Annotated in this window: 16 protein-coding genes; 2 read left to right on the forward strand and 14 right to left on the reverse strand. The window is 40.6% G+C overall.

Features of this window, described 5'->3' with window-relative positions:
* Positions 1 to 11 precede the first annotated feature (11 nt).
* The 8 genes from PHAL_RS0110285 to argC all read right to left on the reverse strand — a co-directional run bounded on the left by PHAL_RS0110285 (position 12) and on the right by argC (position 7,372).
* On the reverse strand, positions 12 to 503 hold the full coding sequence (locus PHAL_RS0110285; protein ID WP_016708320.1) for a hypothetical protein: 492 nt from the start codon (positions 501 to 503) through the stop codon (positions 12 to 14).
* A gap of 5 nt (positions 504 to 508) precedes the next feature.
* A complete protein-coding gene (locus PHAL_RS0110290) occupies positions 509 to 1,042 on the reverse strand; it encodes a hypothetical protein (RefSeq protein WP_016708321.1) in 534 nt (177 codons plus the stop codon).
* A gap of 16 nt (positions 1,043 to 1,058) precedes the next feature.
* Positions 1,059 to 1,268, reverse strand: coding sequence for a hypothetical protein (locus PHAL_RS0110295; RefSeq protein ID WP_016708322.1), 210 nt, complete (start codon positions 1,266 to 1,268; stop codon positions 1,059 to 1,061).
* 270 nt (positions 1,269 to 1,538) lie between these two features.
* A complete protein-coding gene (gene argH / locus PHAL_RS22950; protein WP_016708323.1) occupies positions 1,539 to 3,404 on the reverse strand; it encodes an argininosuccinate lyase in 1,866 nt (621 codons plus the stop codon).
* A gap of 54 nt (positions 3,405 to 3,458) precedes the next feature.
* A complete protein-coding gene (locus PHAL_RS0110305; RefSeq protein WP_016708324.1) occupies positions 3,459 to 4,661 on the reverse strand; it encodes an argininosuccinate synthase in 1,203 nt (400 codons plus the stop codon).
* A 10-nt stretch (positions 4,662 to 4,671) separates the two neighbouring features.
* On the reverse strand, positions 4,672 to 5,592 hold the full coding sequence (locus PHAL_RS0110310) for an ornithine carbamoyltransferase (protein WP_016708325.1): 921 nt from the start codon (positions 5,590 to 5,592) through the stop codon (positions 4,672 to 4,674).
* 7 nt (positions 5,593 to 5,599) lie between these two features.
* Positions 5,600 to 6,361, reverse strand: a complete 762-nt coding sequence (argB, locus tag PHAL_RS0110315) for an acetylglutamate kinase (RefSeq protein WP_016708326.1) — start codon at positions 6,359 to 6,361, stop codon at positions 5,600 to 5,602.
* A 6-nt stretch (positions 6,362 to 6,367) separates the two neighbouring features.
* Entirely contained in the window at positions 6,368 to 7,372 is a 1,005-nt protein-coding gene (gene argC / locus PHAL_RS0110320; protein ID WP_016708327.1) for an N-acetyl-gamma-glutamyl-phosphate reductase, read from the reverse strand.
* A gap of 213 nt (positions 7,373 to 7,585) precedes the next feature.
* On the opposite strand from argC, the gene argE reads away from it, so the two are divergent.
* A complete protein-coding gene (gene argE, locus PHAL_RS0110325; RefSeq protein WP_016708328.1) occupies positions 7,586 to 8,734 on the forward strand; it encodes an acetylornithine deacetylase in 1,149 nt (382 codons plus the stop codon).
* 49 nt (positions 8,735 to 8,783) lie between these two features.
* On the opposite strand, the gene panP is transcribed toward argE, so the two are convergent.
* Positions 8,784 to 10,412, reverse strand: a complete 1,629-nt coding sequence (panP, locus tag PHAL_RS0110330; protein ID WP_016708329.1) for a pyridoxal-dependent aspartate 1-decarboxylase PanP — start codon at positions 10,410 to 10,412, stop codon at positions 8,784 to 8,786.
* 257 nt (positions 10,413 to 10,669) lie between these two features.
* Here panP and PHAL_RS0110335 point away from each other — a divergent pair, with 257 nt between their 5' ends.
* Positions 10,670 to 12,607 carry an EAL domain-containing protein gene (locus tag PHAL_RS0110335; RefSeq protein WP_016708330.1) on the forward strand — a complete coding sequence of 646 codons (1,938 nt, stop codon included), beginning with the start codon at positions 10,670 to 10,672 and terminating at the stop codon, positions 12,605 to 12,607.
* Here PHAL_RS0110335 and trmB read toward each other — a convergent pair.
* From trmB to mpl, 5 genes are read right to left on the reverse strand one after another with little or no spacing between them, the layout of a single operon-like run.
* Positions 12,528 to 13,205, reverse strand: coding sequence for a tRNA (guanine(46)-N(7))-methyltransferase TrmB (gene trmB / locus PHAL_RS0110340; RefSeq protein WP_016708331.1), 678 nt, complete (start codon positions 13,203 to 13,205; stop codon positions 12,528 to 12,530). The two genes, PHAL_RS0110335 and trmB, sit on opposite strands and share 80 nt — an antisense overlap.
* A complete protein-coding gene (locus PHAL_RS0110345) occupies positions 13,205 to 13,972 on the reverse strand; it encodes an ABC transporter permease (RefSeq protein WP_016708332.1) in 768 nt (255 codons plus the stop codon). The genes trmB and PHAL_RS0110345 overlap by 1 nt, the downstream gene beginning before the upstream one ends.
* The gene (locus PHAL_RS0110350) at positions 13,973 to 14,899 is read right to left on the reverse strand and encodes an ABC transporter ATP-binding protein (RefSeq protein WP_016708333.1); all 927 of its coding nucleotides are present in this window, start codon (positions 14,897 to 14,899) and stop codon (positions 13,973 to 13,975) included.
* Positions 14,896 to 15,519: a flavin prenyltransferase UbiX gene (locus tag PHAL_RS0110355; protein ID WP_016708334.1), complete on the reverse strand. Its 624-nt coding sequence runs from the start codon at positions 15,517 to 15,519 to the stop codon at positions 14,896 to 14,898. The genes PHAL_RS0110350 and PHAL_RS0110355 overlap by 4 nt, the downstream gene beginning before the upstream one ends.
* Before the next feature lie 15 nt (positions 15,520 to 15,534).
* Entirely contained in the window at positions 15,535 to 16,887 is a 1,353-nt protein-coding gene (gene mpl / locus PHAL_RS0110360; protein ID WP_016708335.1) for a UDP-N-acetylmuramate:L-alanyl-gamma-D-glutamyl-meso-diaminopimelate ligase, read from the reverse strand.
* Between the last annotated feature and the right edge of the window lie 236 nt (positions 16,888 to 17,123).

A 17,123-nucleotide genomic window follows, 5' to 3' on the forward strand; every position in this document is an offset into this window, starting at 1 on the left:
TTAATATTTATTTAGGCCTTTAGTAAACCTGCTTTTCGTAACAACCTCATTAGCCCTAAGTAGTCTTTATTTAAGACTAAGGCCGTGATCATCATAATATCCACCAGATTGACACCAAAAGAATAAACAGGCCAAAGCCACCAATACTCTACATTTAAACGAATACACAAATCGTAATAAATAGCAGCCATTATCAAGGCATTTAAGCTTAGCCCACAAACAACATAGCAAATAGCTGGAAACGAGCTGATTCTTTTATGTTTGATCCATAAGCCTAGAGCCACAATGGTGAGAAGATCATATACCAGCCAGTTTAAATAATTTGGCGACACAACAGGAAAGAGATCGCTAATTACATAAGAAATAGCCATCATCATAGAAAGTATTACGATACTTTTATTTGGATTATTTATATACAACACTAGGTTGTACAAAAAAACCATTAGAAAGCCCCACTCGATAAAAACACCGATATAAGGGCCTATAATGTCGTTTATATACATAAACGCTAAAGAGAATGTCTTATTTGTTGTCCTTTAAATAATGCTTTAATTCCATTTTTAAGCCTAATCAAACCTAAAATATCCCGATCGACAATTAGAGCTACAATCATCGTAAAGTCGAGGAAATAAACACCAAAAGAATATATATCCCACAGCACCCATGGAGTAGTATTTCCTGCAATTCGCAAATCATAATACATCAAAGACGACAAGATTGTATTAACACTTAAAACAAAAATAACATAGAAAAATGCTGGGGGCTTGCAATTGTTTTTTACGAAATGAGCACTAATAGTTATTAGTGTTATTGTTATGATATCGTAAATAGCCCAATTAAGATAAACATTCGAATTAGCAAACCACGTGAATAAATGATCACTTATAAAGTAAGACAAGAATACAATAAAAGAAGAGAGCAACAGAACATTATTTCTTTTTAAATCTGCAATCCATAGAAAGAGATTAAAAAAGAAGGCCATCATCAACCCCCAAACAACCAGCGCTGATAACGAAAGTCCGAAATGTTCTGTTAAATACATCTATAACTCATTGCTATTATTTTGGGCGCTTATCTGGATCTAAGACAATAATCCCGCCACGTTGAATTTCAGCTTCGCCTTTTGATGCTAGCAAAGCCTCATTAGATATAGACACTGTATCAGATTGTAGGGTTTTATTACTAGCGCTTTGTTCAAGTGCTGGCTTTGATTGTTGCATAGAGTTGTATGCTTGCATTTGTAGCTGGCTGTTTGCAGTAATTTGCATGAGATTGATCCTTTCAATAAATGTTGAATTAGTAACTAGTTAGTAAGTTACAGTTGCTTTAGCGCTCTGATTATTTTTTGGCGCTTTTAAAGATGAACTCACGCTGAGCCACCTTACACTTTATATAAAGCAATTACCGATCCAACATTTTTATAAACGATCTATTTTGATCCTTATTCGTACAAAAAACAAACCAACAGGTCATACCAGATGAATTTGGACATAAAAAAACGCACAGGGGTAACCGTACGTTTTTTACATCCAGGGATTTTAAGCTACGTTTTTACACGGGATCTCCGTATTCCGACTTGGCTTCAAAATAAATTCCATTGCGACTTCATCACAATTGTCTCTGCGTAAACATAGTTCACAATCTTTCATTACCTTTTCAGGTAAGCTGTCTTTAGTACAGAATGTGAAACCTTGTTTTTCAAAGAAATCAGGTACTCGCGTCAAAACGATGATGCGATTAAGTGCCAATTTTTTGGCTTTAACTAATAAGTGTTCAACCAATTGGCGGCCTTGCCCAGTAATTCCTGTATCAGGATCTATACCAAGAGAACGAATTTCAGCAAGGCCAGTATCATAAATATAAAGCGACGCACAGCCTGAAACCTTTCCAGCAACTTCTGTCACAGCGAACTCATTAATTGAGTGCACCATATCACTTTTAGCTCGCGGTAAGTTTTCACCTACAGTAGCCCAGTGCTGGATTAGCTTAGCTATCGACTCAACATCATCAAGATTGGCGTCACGAACCGTTATTTGCTGTTTTTTTTTGGCATCTTTGACAGCAATAGTTACTTGCTCTAAAGATGTACCACCAAGTGCTTGACGTGCTTTTAGACACGCGTCTATTTCTAATACAGGATATACATCTTGTTCAAAAATACTATGCACAGACTTAAATTGTTCTAAACTTAAATCTTCTAAGTTATTCCCTTGCGCAATAGCCATTTGTACCAGTACGCCAACGATATGATGACCTTCTCTAAAAGGAATACCTTTAGCAACTAGATAGTCAGCCAATTCGGTCGCATTTGAATGACCACCTTTAGCTGCTGCAAGCGTACGTTCGCCATTAACTTTCACGCCTTTAATACATGCTTGCGCCATATGAATACAAGCAAGCCAAGTTGGCATAGCGTCAAACAAGCCTTCTTTATCTTCTTGCATATCTTTGTTATAGGCCAATGGCAAGGCTTTCAACGTCATCATCATAGCGCTAAATGAGCCAAATACTCGGCCCGTTTTGCCACGAATAAGCTCTAGTGCATCTGGGTTTTTCTTTTGCGGCATCAATGATGAGCCTGAAGTGACATTATCTGCCAATTCAATAAAACCAGCTTCACCCGAGTTATAAAAAATTAAATCTTCTGCCATGCGAGATAAATGAATCATGGAGATAGACGCACAACTTAATAGCTCAACAACAAAGTCACGATCTGATACGGCATCTAAACTATTTTTAGTTGCAGCGGTAAAACCTAGCCCAACGGCAAGTGCTTGCCGATCAATTGGGTACGCAGTGCCGGCAAGTGCACCACTGCCAAGCGGACAAAAATTCATCCGGGCTTTCGCATCCGCTAAGCGACTTTCATCACGCTCAAGCATTTCAACGTATGCCATACACCAGTGGCTAAATAATAATGGCTGTGCACGTTGCAAATGAGTATAACCTGGTAAAATTGTACCCAGCTCACGCTCTGCCAACGCAATAAACTCACCTTTTAATTGCCCTAACGCTTCTAAAAGATGATCCGCAGTATCACGACACCATAATCTAAAATCGGTTGCAACTTGGTCGTTACGGCTACGCCCTGTGTGTAATTTTTTAGCAAGATCGCCTACTTTTTCAATTAAAGCAGCTTCAACATGTGAATGAATATCTTCAGCGCCTGACGTCGCCACAGCTTGTGGGTCCGCTTTTACTTCATCGAGTAATTCATATAATGCAGCCACGAGCGATTGATGCTCATCACTTGTTAGTACATCAACTTGCTTAAGAGCACCTGCCCACGCAACAGAGCCAACAATGTCTTGCTCTGCGAGTTGATAATCGAAGGGAAGTGAGTCGTTAAATTGTTTAAACGCCTCATCTGGACCCGTAGAAAAACGTCCGCCCCATAATGCCATGAAATATCTCCAAACCCTGAAATTGCCCCGCTTGTTGACGGGGCTGTAGTAAAATTACTTCTTCGCTAGTGCTGAAATTCTGCTTGAAAGCGAGAATAAACGAATAAAGCCTTCAGCATGCGATTGGTCATACACATCATCTGCACCAAACGTTGCAAAATCTTCGCTGTATAAACTATTTGGTGATTTCTTCTGTACTGCTGTTACTTGACCTTTGTACAGCTTCAGCACAACTTCACCGGTCGCCACTGTTGATAGCGCTTCAGCACCTGCTAAAATTGAATCTTTAAGCGGTGTAAACCAGCGACCGTCATACACTAAGTGTGAGAACTCGCCGCCCAGTACTTCTTTCCATTTACGGCTGGCTTTATCAAGCACAAGCTCGTCAATTGCTTGTAATGCCGCCATGATCACTGTTCCACCTGGTGTTTCATAACAACCACGAGACTTCATACCCACTAAACGGTTTTCAACGATATCAACACGACCAACGCCATGCGGGGATGCAATATCATTAAGCTTAACTAAACAATCATACGGTTTAAGTTGCTCGCCATTAACAGCAACAACTTCACCTTCAACAACATTTAGGGTGACAAATTCTGGCTCATTAGGCGCTTGCTCTGGTGAGTTAGTCCATGTCCATACTTGATCACTTGGTTGACACCACGGATCTTCAAGCTCACCACCTTCGTGAGAAATATGCCATGCATTTGCATCACGGCTGTAGATTTTAGTTGCCGATGCTGAACATGGAATATTACGCTCAGCTAAGTAATCAAGTAACGATTCACGGCTTGATAAATCCCACTCACGCCACGGTGCAATCACTTGCAGATCAGGGGCAAGCGCGGCAAAACAAGACTCAAAACGTACTTGGTCATTACCTTTACCAGTACAACCATGAGACAGAGCATCGGCACCTACTTTACGGGCAATTTCAACTTGCGCCTTTGCGATAATAGGACGCGCCATTGATGTACCCAGTAAATAAGTACCTTCGTAGATTGAACCGGTTTTTAAGGTTGGGTAGATGTAATCACTGACCATTTCATCTTTTAGGTCAACAACATAACATTCTGATGCACCTGATGCGATAGCTTTTGCTTCAACGCCTTCAAGCTCTTCAGCGCCTTGACCTACATCGGCCACGAACGCAATAACTTCACAGCCGTAATTTTCTTTTAACCATGGCACGATGGCCGACGTATCTAAACCACCAGAATAGGCTAATACAACTTTTTTAATAGAACTCATTGGTGATACCTTACACAAAATTTGGATTTAATAATGAAACAAGCAACGCGTTTTGCGCATGCATACGGTTTTCTGCTTGTTGAATAATTTTTGACGCCGGGCCATCCATTACTTCTGAAGTAATTTCAAACTCACGGTGTGCAGGCTGACAATGCAAAACAGTATCTGCCCCTGTTTGTTTAAGTAATGCGGCATTTAATTGATACGGCATATACTTGTCTTTTACTTGTTCAAGCGGCGTGTCATCACCCATTGATACCCATGTATCTGCATACACGGCATTTGCACCAACAGCGGCTTCAACACGGTCGCTGACCATTACTGATGCGCCATTCATTGCTGCAATTTGCTCTGCTTGCTTCAGAATTTGCGAATCTGGTGAGCTGCCTTTTGGGCATACGGCAACAAAATCAGTTCCTAAGGTTGCAGCGAGTAACATCAGTGAATGTGTTACATTATTACCCTCACCTAAATAAGCTAACTTTAATTGGCTTACATCACCGTATACTTCTTGCAATGTTAAAAAGTCAGCCAAAGCTTGGCACGGGTGGTATAAATCACACAAACTGTTGACCACAGGAACGCTCGAAAATTCAGCAAGTGTGGTTAACGTTTTATGCTGATATACACGTGCAACAATACCATCTGCCCAACTTGCAATGTTTAAAGCAAAATCTTTTACAGATTCACGCGCGCCCATAGCGCCATTTTGTGAATCAAGATATACAGCATGGCCACCTAACTTATTGATACCTATATCAAACGATAAACGCGTACGTAAGCTTGGTTTTTCAAATAAAGTAACCACTGACTTACCAGCCAATGCTTGGCTAAAATCAATAGGGTTTGCTTTAATTTTTTGCGCTAAATTAAGTAATTTCAGTGCGCCTTGTTGGTCTAATTCTAGACCCGATAAAAAATGATTAAACATATAAAACCTATGGTGTAATTTTTGTTCCGACGTGCTCACCCGCAAGTAAAGCGACTAAATTCTCTGGCTTTTGCCAGCTCGAGATGTAAACGCCACGTCGTAAGTGCTGGGCAGCAAGAAGACTGGTCTTAACTTTGACCTCCATCCCACCCAAAATTACTCCTTCTGCGATCAACGTATTGATCTGATTTGTATCAAGCTGATGTAACGGCTGCTTATTTGCATCAAGTACAGCTTCTACATCAGTCATAAAAATAATTTCAGCATTTAGCTCTTTAGCAATGGCTGCTGCTGCTTCATCTGCATTTACGTTATACCAAAGCCCATCTTCACCAAAACCAATAGAACTAACTAAAGGAAGACGACCTAATTTTAACAATTGCGGTATTACACTTTGTACACCACCGTCACATTGTCCAACTTGACCAAGTGCTTTTAGCTTTTGTGATGAAATAATGCCCGCTTCATATAAACTAAGACCTACAGGTTTATGCCCTGCGACAATTGCCTGACTCATCAATTGTTTATTTGCACAGCCTGCTAATGCGCCGACTATATATGGCATTTGCTCTTTAGGGCTAATACGTAAGCCCTGATGTTTTGCACTGGCAAAGCCCGCTTCTTTTAGCCAGCTATCAACCAATGCGCCACCACCATGCACAATCACAAACTGTGCTTGAGTTTGTGATGCCAGCGCCTCAAATAACGCTTTTGCCGCGTCTTCCGTATTGAGTACTGCACCACCGAGTTTAATGACCCATGTTTGCATTACTAGTTACCCTTTTAAACCTTTGCTATGAGGTAAACCCATCGCTAAATTAATACATTGCAGCGCTTGCCCAGCGGCACCTTTTAACAAGTTATCAATAGCTGCCATTACAATTAGCTGAGAGCCTTGTTGTTGCCAAGCAATGTCCACATATGGCTGCTTTGCAACCCCTTTAATTGACGGGATTTTACTACCAAGCAATCTGATCAATGGCTCATCAGCAAGCACTTGATAGGCTTGAGTAACTTGCTCAGACGTAACATCAGCTTTTAATTGCACATAAATAGTTTCTAAAATACCGCGTGGGAAATTACCTAGGTGCGGTGTAAATAACACTTTGTGGCCTAAATGCTGCTCTATCTCAGGGCTATGTCTGTGATTGAACAATCCGTATGGTGCAAGCGACACTTCACAAAAATGCGTGCCTACGCTTGCTTTACGTCCAGCACCTGTGACACCCGATACCGCATTAATAATCACTGGCTGCTCCGCAAGCAAGCCTGCTTGCTGAAGTGGCTTTAACGCATTTAATGCAGCTGTTGGGTAGCAACCTGCCACAGCAATAAGTTGTGCTTTGGCAATAGCTTCGCTGTTCCATTCTGCCAAGCCATACGCAGCTTCATTTAGTAACTCAGTATGTTGGTGCTCAAAGCCATAATAAGTTTGATAATCTTCATTACTACTTAAGCGGTAGCCACCTGATAAATCAAAAACTTTTTTGCCCATGCTTAAAAAACGTGGCGCTAAATCAACACTCACTTTATGATCAGTGCACAAACAAACAAAATCAGCTGAATTTTCGATATCGCTATACGCACGTTCGCTTAGCGGTAATAAAGGAGTGTCAAGTAAACCAAGGTGCTCAGGATACAAGTCGCTTAATAGTTTGCCTTTATCTAAGCTTTGCTCAGATACATAGCATGCTGCTAAAGTTAACTGTGGATGTTTTACTACTAAACTTGCTAATTCTGCGCCGCTATAACCACTTGCGCCAATAATTACTACTTTCATTCGTTACTCTTTTTGGGTTTTATTACTACATTTACATTCAAATCGGGTTAAACAGCGTGAAACACACTGTTTGGGGAATGAAACTGAATTATCGTCGTTTTATATTCATTGCGTCGCTTTAATATATTTATGCTTAAAAAGTGAATTGATATTCATAATAAATACTTTTATATTGTTATGCAATTAGATTGAATAATTATTTTGGATTTTTTTATGTCTTTACCCTCTTTTTTGTCCATGTATCAGCAGTTAATTGCCGCCCCTTCCATTAGTGCTATGGATGAATCTTTAGCCATGAGTAATAAAGGCGTGATTGATCTACTTGCAAACTGGTGCACCAGCTTAGGTTTTGAATGTGAGATCACCGAATTATCAGGGCCTAAAGGTCGTTTTAATTTACTCGCCAAACGCGGCCACGGTGATGGCGGATTAATGCTTGCTGGCCACACTGACACCGTTCCTTTTGATGATAGCCGTTGGAATTATGATCCATTTAAATTAAGTGAATATGACAACAAATTATATGGTTTAGGCAGTATCGATATGAAAGGTTTTTTCGCTTTTGTACTGCAAGCAATTAGTGAACTTGATAAAAACGAACAAACTCAACCTATTTTGATTTTAGCCACCGCCGATGAAGAAACAACTATGGCCGGTGCGCAACAAATTTGTAAACATCCAAATTTAAAACCGGCGCGTTGTATCATAGGTGAACCCACTGATATGACACCAGTATTTACTCACAAAGGTCACATGAGTACAGCGATTCGAGTGGTTGGCCGTTCAGGTCACAGCTCCGATCCTGAGCGCGGTTTAAATGCCATTGAAGTCATGCATAAAATCATTGCGAAGTTATTACTGTTAAAAGAAGAGTTAAAGAATAAATATTCAGTAGAGCATTTTGTCATTCCCTACCCAACATTAAACCTCGGGCATATTCACGGTGGCGATAACGCTAACCGTATTTGCGGCTGTTGTGAAATGCACATTGATATGCGCCCATTACCGGGTTTGAGCGTACAAGAACTACAAATGATGCTGTTAAAAATAGCCGCTGAAATCAACAACCAATACCCAGATGCAGTGAGTGTAATGGATATGCACGAGCCTATTCCTGCGTTTACAGGGAGTACTGACACAGCATTAGTACAATTGGCAGAAAAGATATCAGGGGAGCAAGCCGTTGCGGTAAATTACTGCACCGAAGCACCGTTTATTCAGCAGCTTGGTTGTGAAACGATTGTTATGGGACCGGGCTCTATCAATCAAGCTCACCAACCAGATGAATTTTTAGCGATGGAAAAAATCAAACCATCACAACATATAATTAGTGAAATGATTAAAGCTAGTTGCTTTGGGTGATCACTAAAAGCGATGGCGCTTCTTTACGATAAGAAGCGCCACTGCGTTGCTAATCCATATATTTAGATAAGAATTTTTTAAATACAGGATCGGTTTTCGCGAGTGCCTTTTGCTCTGCCAAGATTTCTTGAAGAATACTCTCTGATGTCAGAGGGTTGGCAAGTACAACGCGAAAAACCACTGTTGGCTGATGAGCATATTGAGCTGGCGTCAATCGCGTACGTGATACAAATGAACGCCCAGCTTCACGTTGACGCTTTTGCATACTGGCGGTGAAACGGTTTAGTGAAGCAAATATATCCAAACGCGTTTGTTCATCCGCTTGCGCTATTTTTTGCTTAATTTGCTTTGGTACATAACGATAAGTTAAAAGGCACAGCTCAGGCTCTGAGATCAGTTCAAAGTCATCATCTGCTTTTATTAAGTCAGCAAAGTAACGGGCTTTTTCAATGCCTTTGTCGATTAAAATTTCATAGCCTTTACGGCCAATAACACGTAAGCAAGCATGCACTAACATTGCCATACCTGGGCGGCTACCTTCGAGAGTATGACTACCTAAATCTTTTGAGCCTTTACGCAAAATATATTCAGCATGATGCTCAATGGCATCTGTCGCTGCAGGATCTTTAAACAGTACAAGACCTGCCCCCATTGGCACGTACATTTGCTTATGTGCGTCAATGGTAATTGAATCAGCGCGCTCAATCCCTTTTAATAAAGGGCGGTAAGTATCAGAAAGTAGCGTTGCTCCTCCCCATGCAGCATCGACATGGAAATGACAATTAAGTTCCTGACTTAAATCAGCCATCTCATCAAGCGGGTCAATATTACCTGTTTCGGTCGTGCCAGCCACAGCAACAATTGCCATCACTTTGATCCCTTTAGCCGCTAATTGCTGCGCAGTTTCACGCATGGCTGCAATATCAACTTTATTATCATCGGTGGTTTTCACCGCAACAAAGTTATCACGGCCGATACCTAATAGGTCGGCTGTTTTACCTAAAGAATAATGACCGCGTTCTGATACTAAAACAGCTAAACCTTTATAGCCATAATGTAACATTGCACTGACAATGCCTTCAGCTGCAATGCCTTTAAAATTACCATCAGCTTTTAATAATCGGTTTCTGGCAATCCACAAAGCAGTAATATTCGCCACGGTGCCACCGGAGCAAAAAGCACCAAGTGAAGTTTTGGCACTGTGCATCCACTTACTATAAAAAGCGTCATCTTGGCCATAAGCTAAATGATGCATCATGCCCAAGACTTGGCGTTCAAGTGGCGTAAATGCTTTAGAGGTTTCAATCTTGACTAAGTTTTGGTTAAGACCCACCATCAACTTCGACAGTGGTAATACAAAATGCGGGAGCGCTGATGTCATATGGCCAATAAAACTTGGCGCGGCAGTGTGCACTGAATGAGCAACTAATTGCTCCATAATATCCTGCGCATAAGCTGAAACAAAAGTCGGATCTTCTGGGATCACTGCCGATTGAAAATCTTTCTCAATCTCATGCAATGGCTTTTCAATTGCCGCGATATTCTCATTCAGAAAACCAGCTAAATTGCTCGAGATCTCAAGTTCGATTTTACTCAAAGTTGAGTCAGGTGCTTCAGGCACAGTAAATATACGCATCAGAGTTTCTTTAGAGGCGACGGCACAACGCTTTTGATCCATCTTAATACCCAATAAATGTAGTTTTTTTGGCTAAAGCCCCTAAGCTGGGCTTCATTAACAATAACATCAACTACAATGATTCTACGAAATGCGTTAACTTTACTGCAATAGAGTAGAAATGTCTCGTATTAAGCCATAAAAGCACTCAATTGCATGACAGATTGATGATAGTTTGATTAAAAAATGCTTAACTATATTTTTATAGGTGATGTAGTCTTTTTTTGTATAATGGGGAGGATAATAAATAAAGGATGAGCATGATAAACACAAATTTACGGACGAATTGGATAATCGCAGGCTTCATACTGTTTTTTATCAGTTTATTAGGCTATATCTATTACACTTATCACAGTACCCGCAATGATATAATGCAAAGCGTTGATACTCGCTTACTTAATGCTGCATTAAGTGTTAAGCATATATTGGGAGATGACTACCATAAAAAAATTAATGCAGGCCTTCGCATATCACCATCTGCATATCAACAAACTAGTCGGCAACTTTCAGAGTTTGCTAATGCGTTAAATATCGCTTACGTTTATGCCATGGTACTAAAAGACGACAACGTATATTTTAGTGCTTCGAGCTATACACAAAACGATCAAAATAGTGGCAAAGTAACCCAGTTTCTCGATTTATATCCGGAAGCCACCGCTGCGAATATAGGTGCGTTTTACTCAACTGAACCGGTATTTGAAATATCAAGAGATCAATGGGGCCATTTTAAAACTATTTTTGTGCCCTTTGTTGATGCCAACGGCGTAACCTACTTAACCGGTGCCGATATTACAATCTACGATCTCAATCAGCGATTAGCTGAGAGTGTTTCGAAAGCAGCCGCCATGGCGGCATTCTTCTTTTTTATTGCTCTATTAGTTGCTGGTATTTATGTGTATTTGTTAAAACGCGCAATTTCTACCGACACCAGCAGCGGTTTTGCCAACCACATTGCGCTGGAATACTATATTAAAAAATCGTCGAATCATCATATGCAGTTAGCGGTTATTTGGGTCAATGAAATTGAAGATATTAGTAGTTTTTATGGTACTGAAATTAGTGATCGGGTGATGAACACCTTATTGCATTACTTTAGAAAAAATCGCCCAGCTGCAAGCCAAATATTTCGCTTAGCAACTAATAAAATTGTGCTTATAGCTCCTTTTAATGACGATGATATGAGCTTTAACGATGTGATCCAAGCTTATAATTACAGTACACCACTTCTTACTGATCCGTTTATTTACATCACTTTATGTGCGGGCATCGCCAGCGGCAATAAATCTATGTTACTTGAAAATGCCCATATTGCAGCACTGCAAGCGAAACAAGGACGCCACACTGTAGTTAATTATTCGAGCGCGCTTCATGATGTAAAAAATCAATACCAATACAATGTAGCGATGGCCAAGGAAGTACGAGAAGCATTTGAAAACAATAGAATTGTCCCATACTTCCAAGCTATTTATAATAGTGACAACAAGACGATTATTCAATATGAGTGCTTGGCTCGAATGATCACTTGTCATGGCGAAATTCTTAAGCCTGACTCTTTCTTGGACGTTGTAAACCGCTCTAGAATGGATGGCATGTTAACCCGAACTATGCTCACGCAATGTTTTGCGCGTTTTAGAAAAACCAGCATTTGCTGGAGTATTAATATTACCGTTCAAGATATGCTCGATCCTAGCTTAACTGAGTTTTTGGAAGATGAACTCAAGCGCTACCCCCTACCCGGTAATATCACCTTAGAGCTTTTAGAAACCGAGGCAATTGCTAATTTTTCTGAAGTTAAAGCATTTATCACCCTAGTAAAAAACCGAGGAGTACGAGTAGTTATTGATGATTTTGGTACGGGTTATTCAAATATATCTAATGTACTGAAATTAGAGGTAGATGGAATTAAACTTGATGGCTCCTTAATTCGTCAAATAGTTAATGACCAAGATATTTATTTATATATTGAGCACATCGCCAGTTTCGCAAAACAACTCAGTTTACAACTAATTGCAAAAAATGTGGAAAGCCGACCCGTCGTAAATGCGCTCCGTAAAGCGAATGTGGCGCTGATGCAAGGGAATCATTTTAGCGAAGCAGCGCCACACGTTAACCTCGACGTTAGGACTGCCCTGTCAAAGGGACCACTAACCGATGACTCTGTTGCCCACTCGCCCAATATTTTCGCTCAAAAGGAGTGATAGCAATATCACTTTCATAGTGCGCTACTTCGCAACTATATCCGGCTAAATTAAGTGCTTGCGCAAACTCTTTTACGTAGATATCCCAGTTACTGCGTACTTCTAGCAAGCCTCCCAGTTTAACGATGAATGGGAAAATAGCTGCACCGTGCCAACGCCGTTGAATATGCTTAGCTTTAGGCCATGGATTTGGGTATAACAAATAATGATGTGTTGGCTGCCAGTTAGCGGCCACAGCTAAACGCCAAAAATCATTCAAGTCGGCTTGCACTAAAATATACTGGCCTGAGTCAGTTTGTTTGTACTCGATATCATGTTTATCTAAACGGTGCGACGATTTATCAATGCCAATGACAAGTGCATCAGGATGACGCTTGGCTAAATTCGCCGTGCTTTCACCTACACCACAGCATGAATCTAAAATGATTGGCCCCGCAAAAGCCTGCACTTTTTCATTTACTTGGTCAAAAGCCGTTTGCGTGTGCGCTGCAATCGGCTTTTTAAATTCAGCAGTTAAATGCTTATTAACTATCTCATCCAGCTTTTCGTGTAAGCTTTGTTGATTCGATACAATACTACGTGAATTTGCATCACTCATCAGTGTCTTAACCCCACACCTTTTTTAATTAGCGTTAATGCTAACGTAAATAAGGCTGTAATAAATATTAACAACACGCCAAATGCGACTGACAAATCAACATCAGACACACCTAAGAAACCATACCTAAAGGCATTAACCATATAAATAATAGGATTAACCTGCGACACACCCTGCCAAAATTCAGGTAATAAGGTGATGGAATAAAACACCCCACCTAAATAAGTAAGTGGTGTTAATACAAAGGTCGGGATAATACTAATATCATCGAAGCTATTGGCGTAAATTGCATTGATCAACCCACCTAATGCAAATACCGCAGAGGTGAGTATTACCGTCGCAATGATCACAAAAATGTTATGAATTTGAATATCAACAAACAGTAACGATACGCAGGTTACAATTAAACCCACCAGCATACCGCGGGTCATCCCGCCGCCCATATAGCCAAGCACAATGATGTAGTTTGGTACTGGTGCAACTAATAATTCTTCAATGCTTTTTTGAAACTTGGTTGAATAAAAACTGGATGCAACATTGGAATAGGAGTTAGTAATCACCGACATCATAATAAGGCCAGGCACAATAAACTCCATGTAACTAAAGCCGCCCATATCGCCAATGCGCGAACCAATTAAGTTACCAAAAATCACAAAATACAAGCTCATGGTAATGGCAGGCGGTACTAACGTTTGCACCCAAATACGCAAAAAGCGAATACACTCTTTGATCCATAAACTTTTTAAGGCTACGCCATATTTAAACATCTACTTGCCCCGCCCTTGCTCTAATAAACCAACAAATAACTCTTCTAATCGGTTTGCTTTATTACGCATACTGAGTACTGTATTTCCCTGCTCAGTCAATGCTGTAAATACGGCATTTAAGCCTTGCGACTTTGCCACTTCCACTTCAATTGTATGATCATCAGCCATAGTAAACTTATAACCATCAAGCGTTACTGGCTGCACTGGCTGTTTTAAATCGAGAATAAAGGTTTCTTTATCTAATTTAGCCAATAAAGCCTTAATAGTGGTATTTTCAACGATAATACCAGAATCAATAATGGCGATATTTTTACACAGTAATTCAGCTTCTTCTAAATAATGGGTGGTGAGAATAATCGTTACACCCTGTTCGTTTATTTGTCGTAAGAAATCCCACATTGAACGACGTAGTTCAATATCAACACCTGCAGTAGGCTCATCTAAAATAAGCAGCTTTGGTTCATGCATTAACGCACGGGCAATCATTAAGCGGCGTTTCATGCCTCCGGATAACGTACGCGCTTGTTTATCTTTCTTTTCCAGCAAGCCTAACTGCGTTAAATATTTATCCGCACGCTGATGAGCCACTTTTCGTGGTACACCATAGTAACCCGCTTGGTTTACCAGTATTTGTGTCAGCGTTTCAAACTGGCTAAAGTTAAACTCTTGCGGTACCAGACCAAGCTGCGATTTAGCCGCTTCTAAGTCACTATCGATGTCGTGACCAAACACTTCGACTTTCCCTTGGCTTTTATTAACCAGTGACGAAATTACGCCGATAGTCGTTGATTTACCCGCACCATTAGGGCCAAGTAGGGCAAAAAAATCGCCTTCATAGACTTGAAGGTCAATGCCTTTAACGGCTTCAACGCCATTTTTATAAACCTTGGTAAGGCCTTCAATATTCAAAGCTACTGCTTTACTCATGATTTACCTTCTCCATAACCCCAACGTTTCGTTAGTGTATGTTCAATATTTAAGTGATCTAAAATGCGTGCAACCATAAAATCGACTAAATCATTGATGGTTTGCGGTTGATGATAAAACCCTGGTGCTGCAGGCATGATAGTCACCCCTAGCTTGGCCAGTTTAAGCATGTTCTCTAGATGTATTTCACTAAACGGGGTTTCTCGTGGTACTAAAATAAGCTGACCACGCTCTTTAATCACCACATCTGCAGCCCGCTCAAGTAGATTATCTGATGCCCCCACCGCAATGGCTGAGACTGATCCTGCACTGCACGGGCAGACGACCATTTTTTTCGGCGCTGCTGAGCCTGACGCAACTGGGCTAAACCAGTTATCTTTACCAAACACTTGTAGCTGACCTGCCGATGCATTAAACAAAGCACTCAACTGCTCGGTCGCCTTATCTTCATTGCCCGATAATTTTATATTTGACTCAGTATCAAGCACCACACGAGCTGCACTTGAAATCAACACATAGACACGAAATTGCTGCGCCAGTAATACTTCAAGCAGTCGTAAGCCATAAGGCGCACCTGACGCGCCACTAAAGGCAAGCGTAATGGTTTCTTTATATTGCACTGTCGCTCCGGTTTATTACGAGGTAAATTTATGCTGTAAAGCTGTGATTAACTTGTCATGAAGGCCATCAAAGCCCCCATTACTCATAATTAATATATGCTGCTGCGGTTTTGCATTTGCAACTACGCTTGCAATGATCTCATCGGTATTCGTTAGGCACTGCATACCCGCTTGTTTGGCTTGTTCACGTAATGACCAGCTTAAATTTTCTGGTTCAAATAGATAAACCTCATTAGCATCAACTAACGATGCTAATAACGTATGTTGATGTACGCCCATTTTCATCGTGTTTGAACGAGGCTCTAAAATCGCAATAATTTGTTCATCCCCCACTTTTGCACGCAGGCCAGCAAGGGTCGTTTTTATTGCTGTTGGGTGATGGGCAAAATCGTCATAGACATTGATGTTAGCGATATTTGCTTTAAGTTCCATGCGTCTTTTGGGGCTAATAAACTCAGCTAATGCCGCAATACTGTGCTCTATAGCAATACCTACATGGCGCGCCGCTGCAATCGCCATAATCGCGTTTTTAACATTATGCTCGCCAATAGCTTGCCACTTCACAGTACCTATAGCTACATCACTGAGCAATACCGTAAACTCACTGCCATCACTTTTATGTAAATCATAACGCCAATCACCACCGAGTGTTTCTTTATCGCTCCAACAACCTTGCTCAATCACCTCATTTAAGGCTGACTCGTTAGTTGGCCAAATAACCTTGCCGCTACTCGGTAGTGTACGCATCAAGTGATGAAATTGTTTTTTAATTGCGTTTAAATCGTCAAAAATATCCGCGTGATCAAATTCAAGGTTATTTAAAATAAGCGTGCGTGGTAAGTAGTGAACAAACTTACTACGCTTATCAAAAAATGCAGTGTCGTATTCATCGGCTTCAATAACAAAAAACGGCGTTTCACCAACCCGTGCAGACAAGCCAAAATTTTGTACTATGCCACCGATTAAAAAGCCCGGCTTTAAACCTGCGTACTCTAAAATCCACGCCAGCATACTTGCAGTAGTTGTTTTACCATGAGTCCCAGCCACTGCAAGTACCCAAGAGTTTTGCAGCAAATTATGCTTTAACCATTCAGGACCTGAGGTGTAAGGTAGCCCTTTATCTAACACATATTCAACACACGGATTGCCGCGGCTCATTGCATTACCAATGACAACCATATCAGGTGCAGGCTCTAGCTGTGTAACATCATAACCTTGAGTTAGCTTAATACCCAACTCTTCGAGTTGTGTGCTCATTGGCGGGTAAACGTTTAGATCTGATCCCGTTACAGTATGACCTAACGATTTAGCTATCGCTGCAATACCGCCCATAAAAGTGCCACAAATACCTAAAATATGAATATGCATATTATTCCTTTGCCGCTAAATAGCCTTTGCAGCGCTAAAAATCGATAATAAATAAAGTGACTATAATGCCAAAAATAGCCATCAGTTACCATCGCCATCTACTGATGAACACTAGCGAAAACATCGTGCATTACAACTTTTTCAGAAAAGTTCCTTAAACAGGGTTAACCGAGCAAATAACGAACATCAAAAAACATACAAAATTAACATTTTAGACTCATAAATAAACGATTTTA

The organism is Pseudoalteromonas haloplanktis ATCC 14393 (assembly GCF_000238355.1).
GTDB classification, from domain to species: domain Bacteria; phylum Pseudomonadota; class Gammaproteobacteria; order Enterobacterales; family Alteromonadaceae; genus Pseudoalteromonas; species Pseudoalteromonas haloplanktis.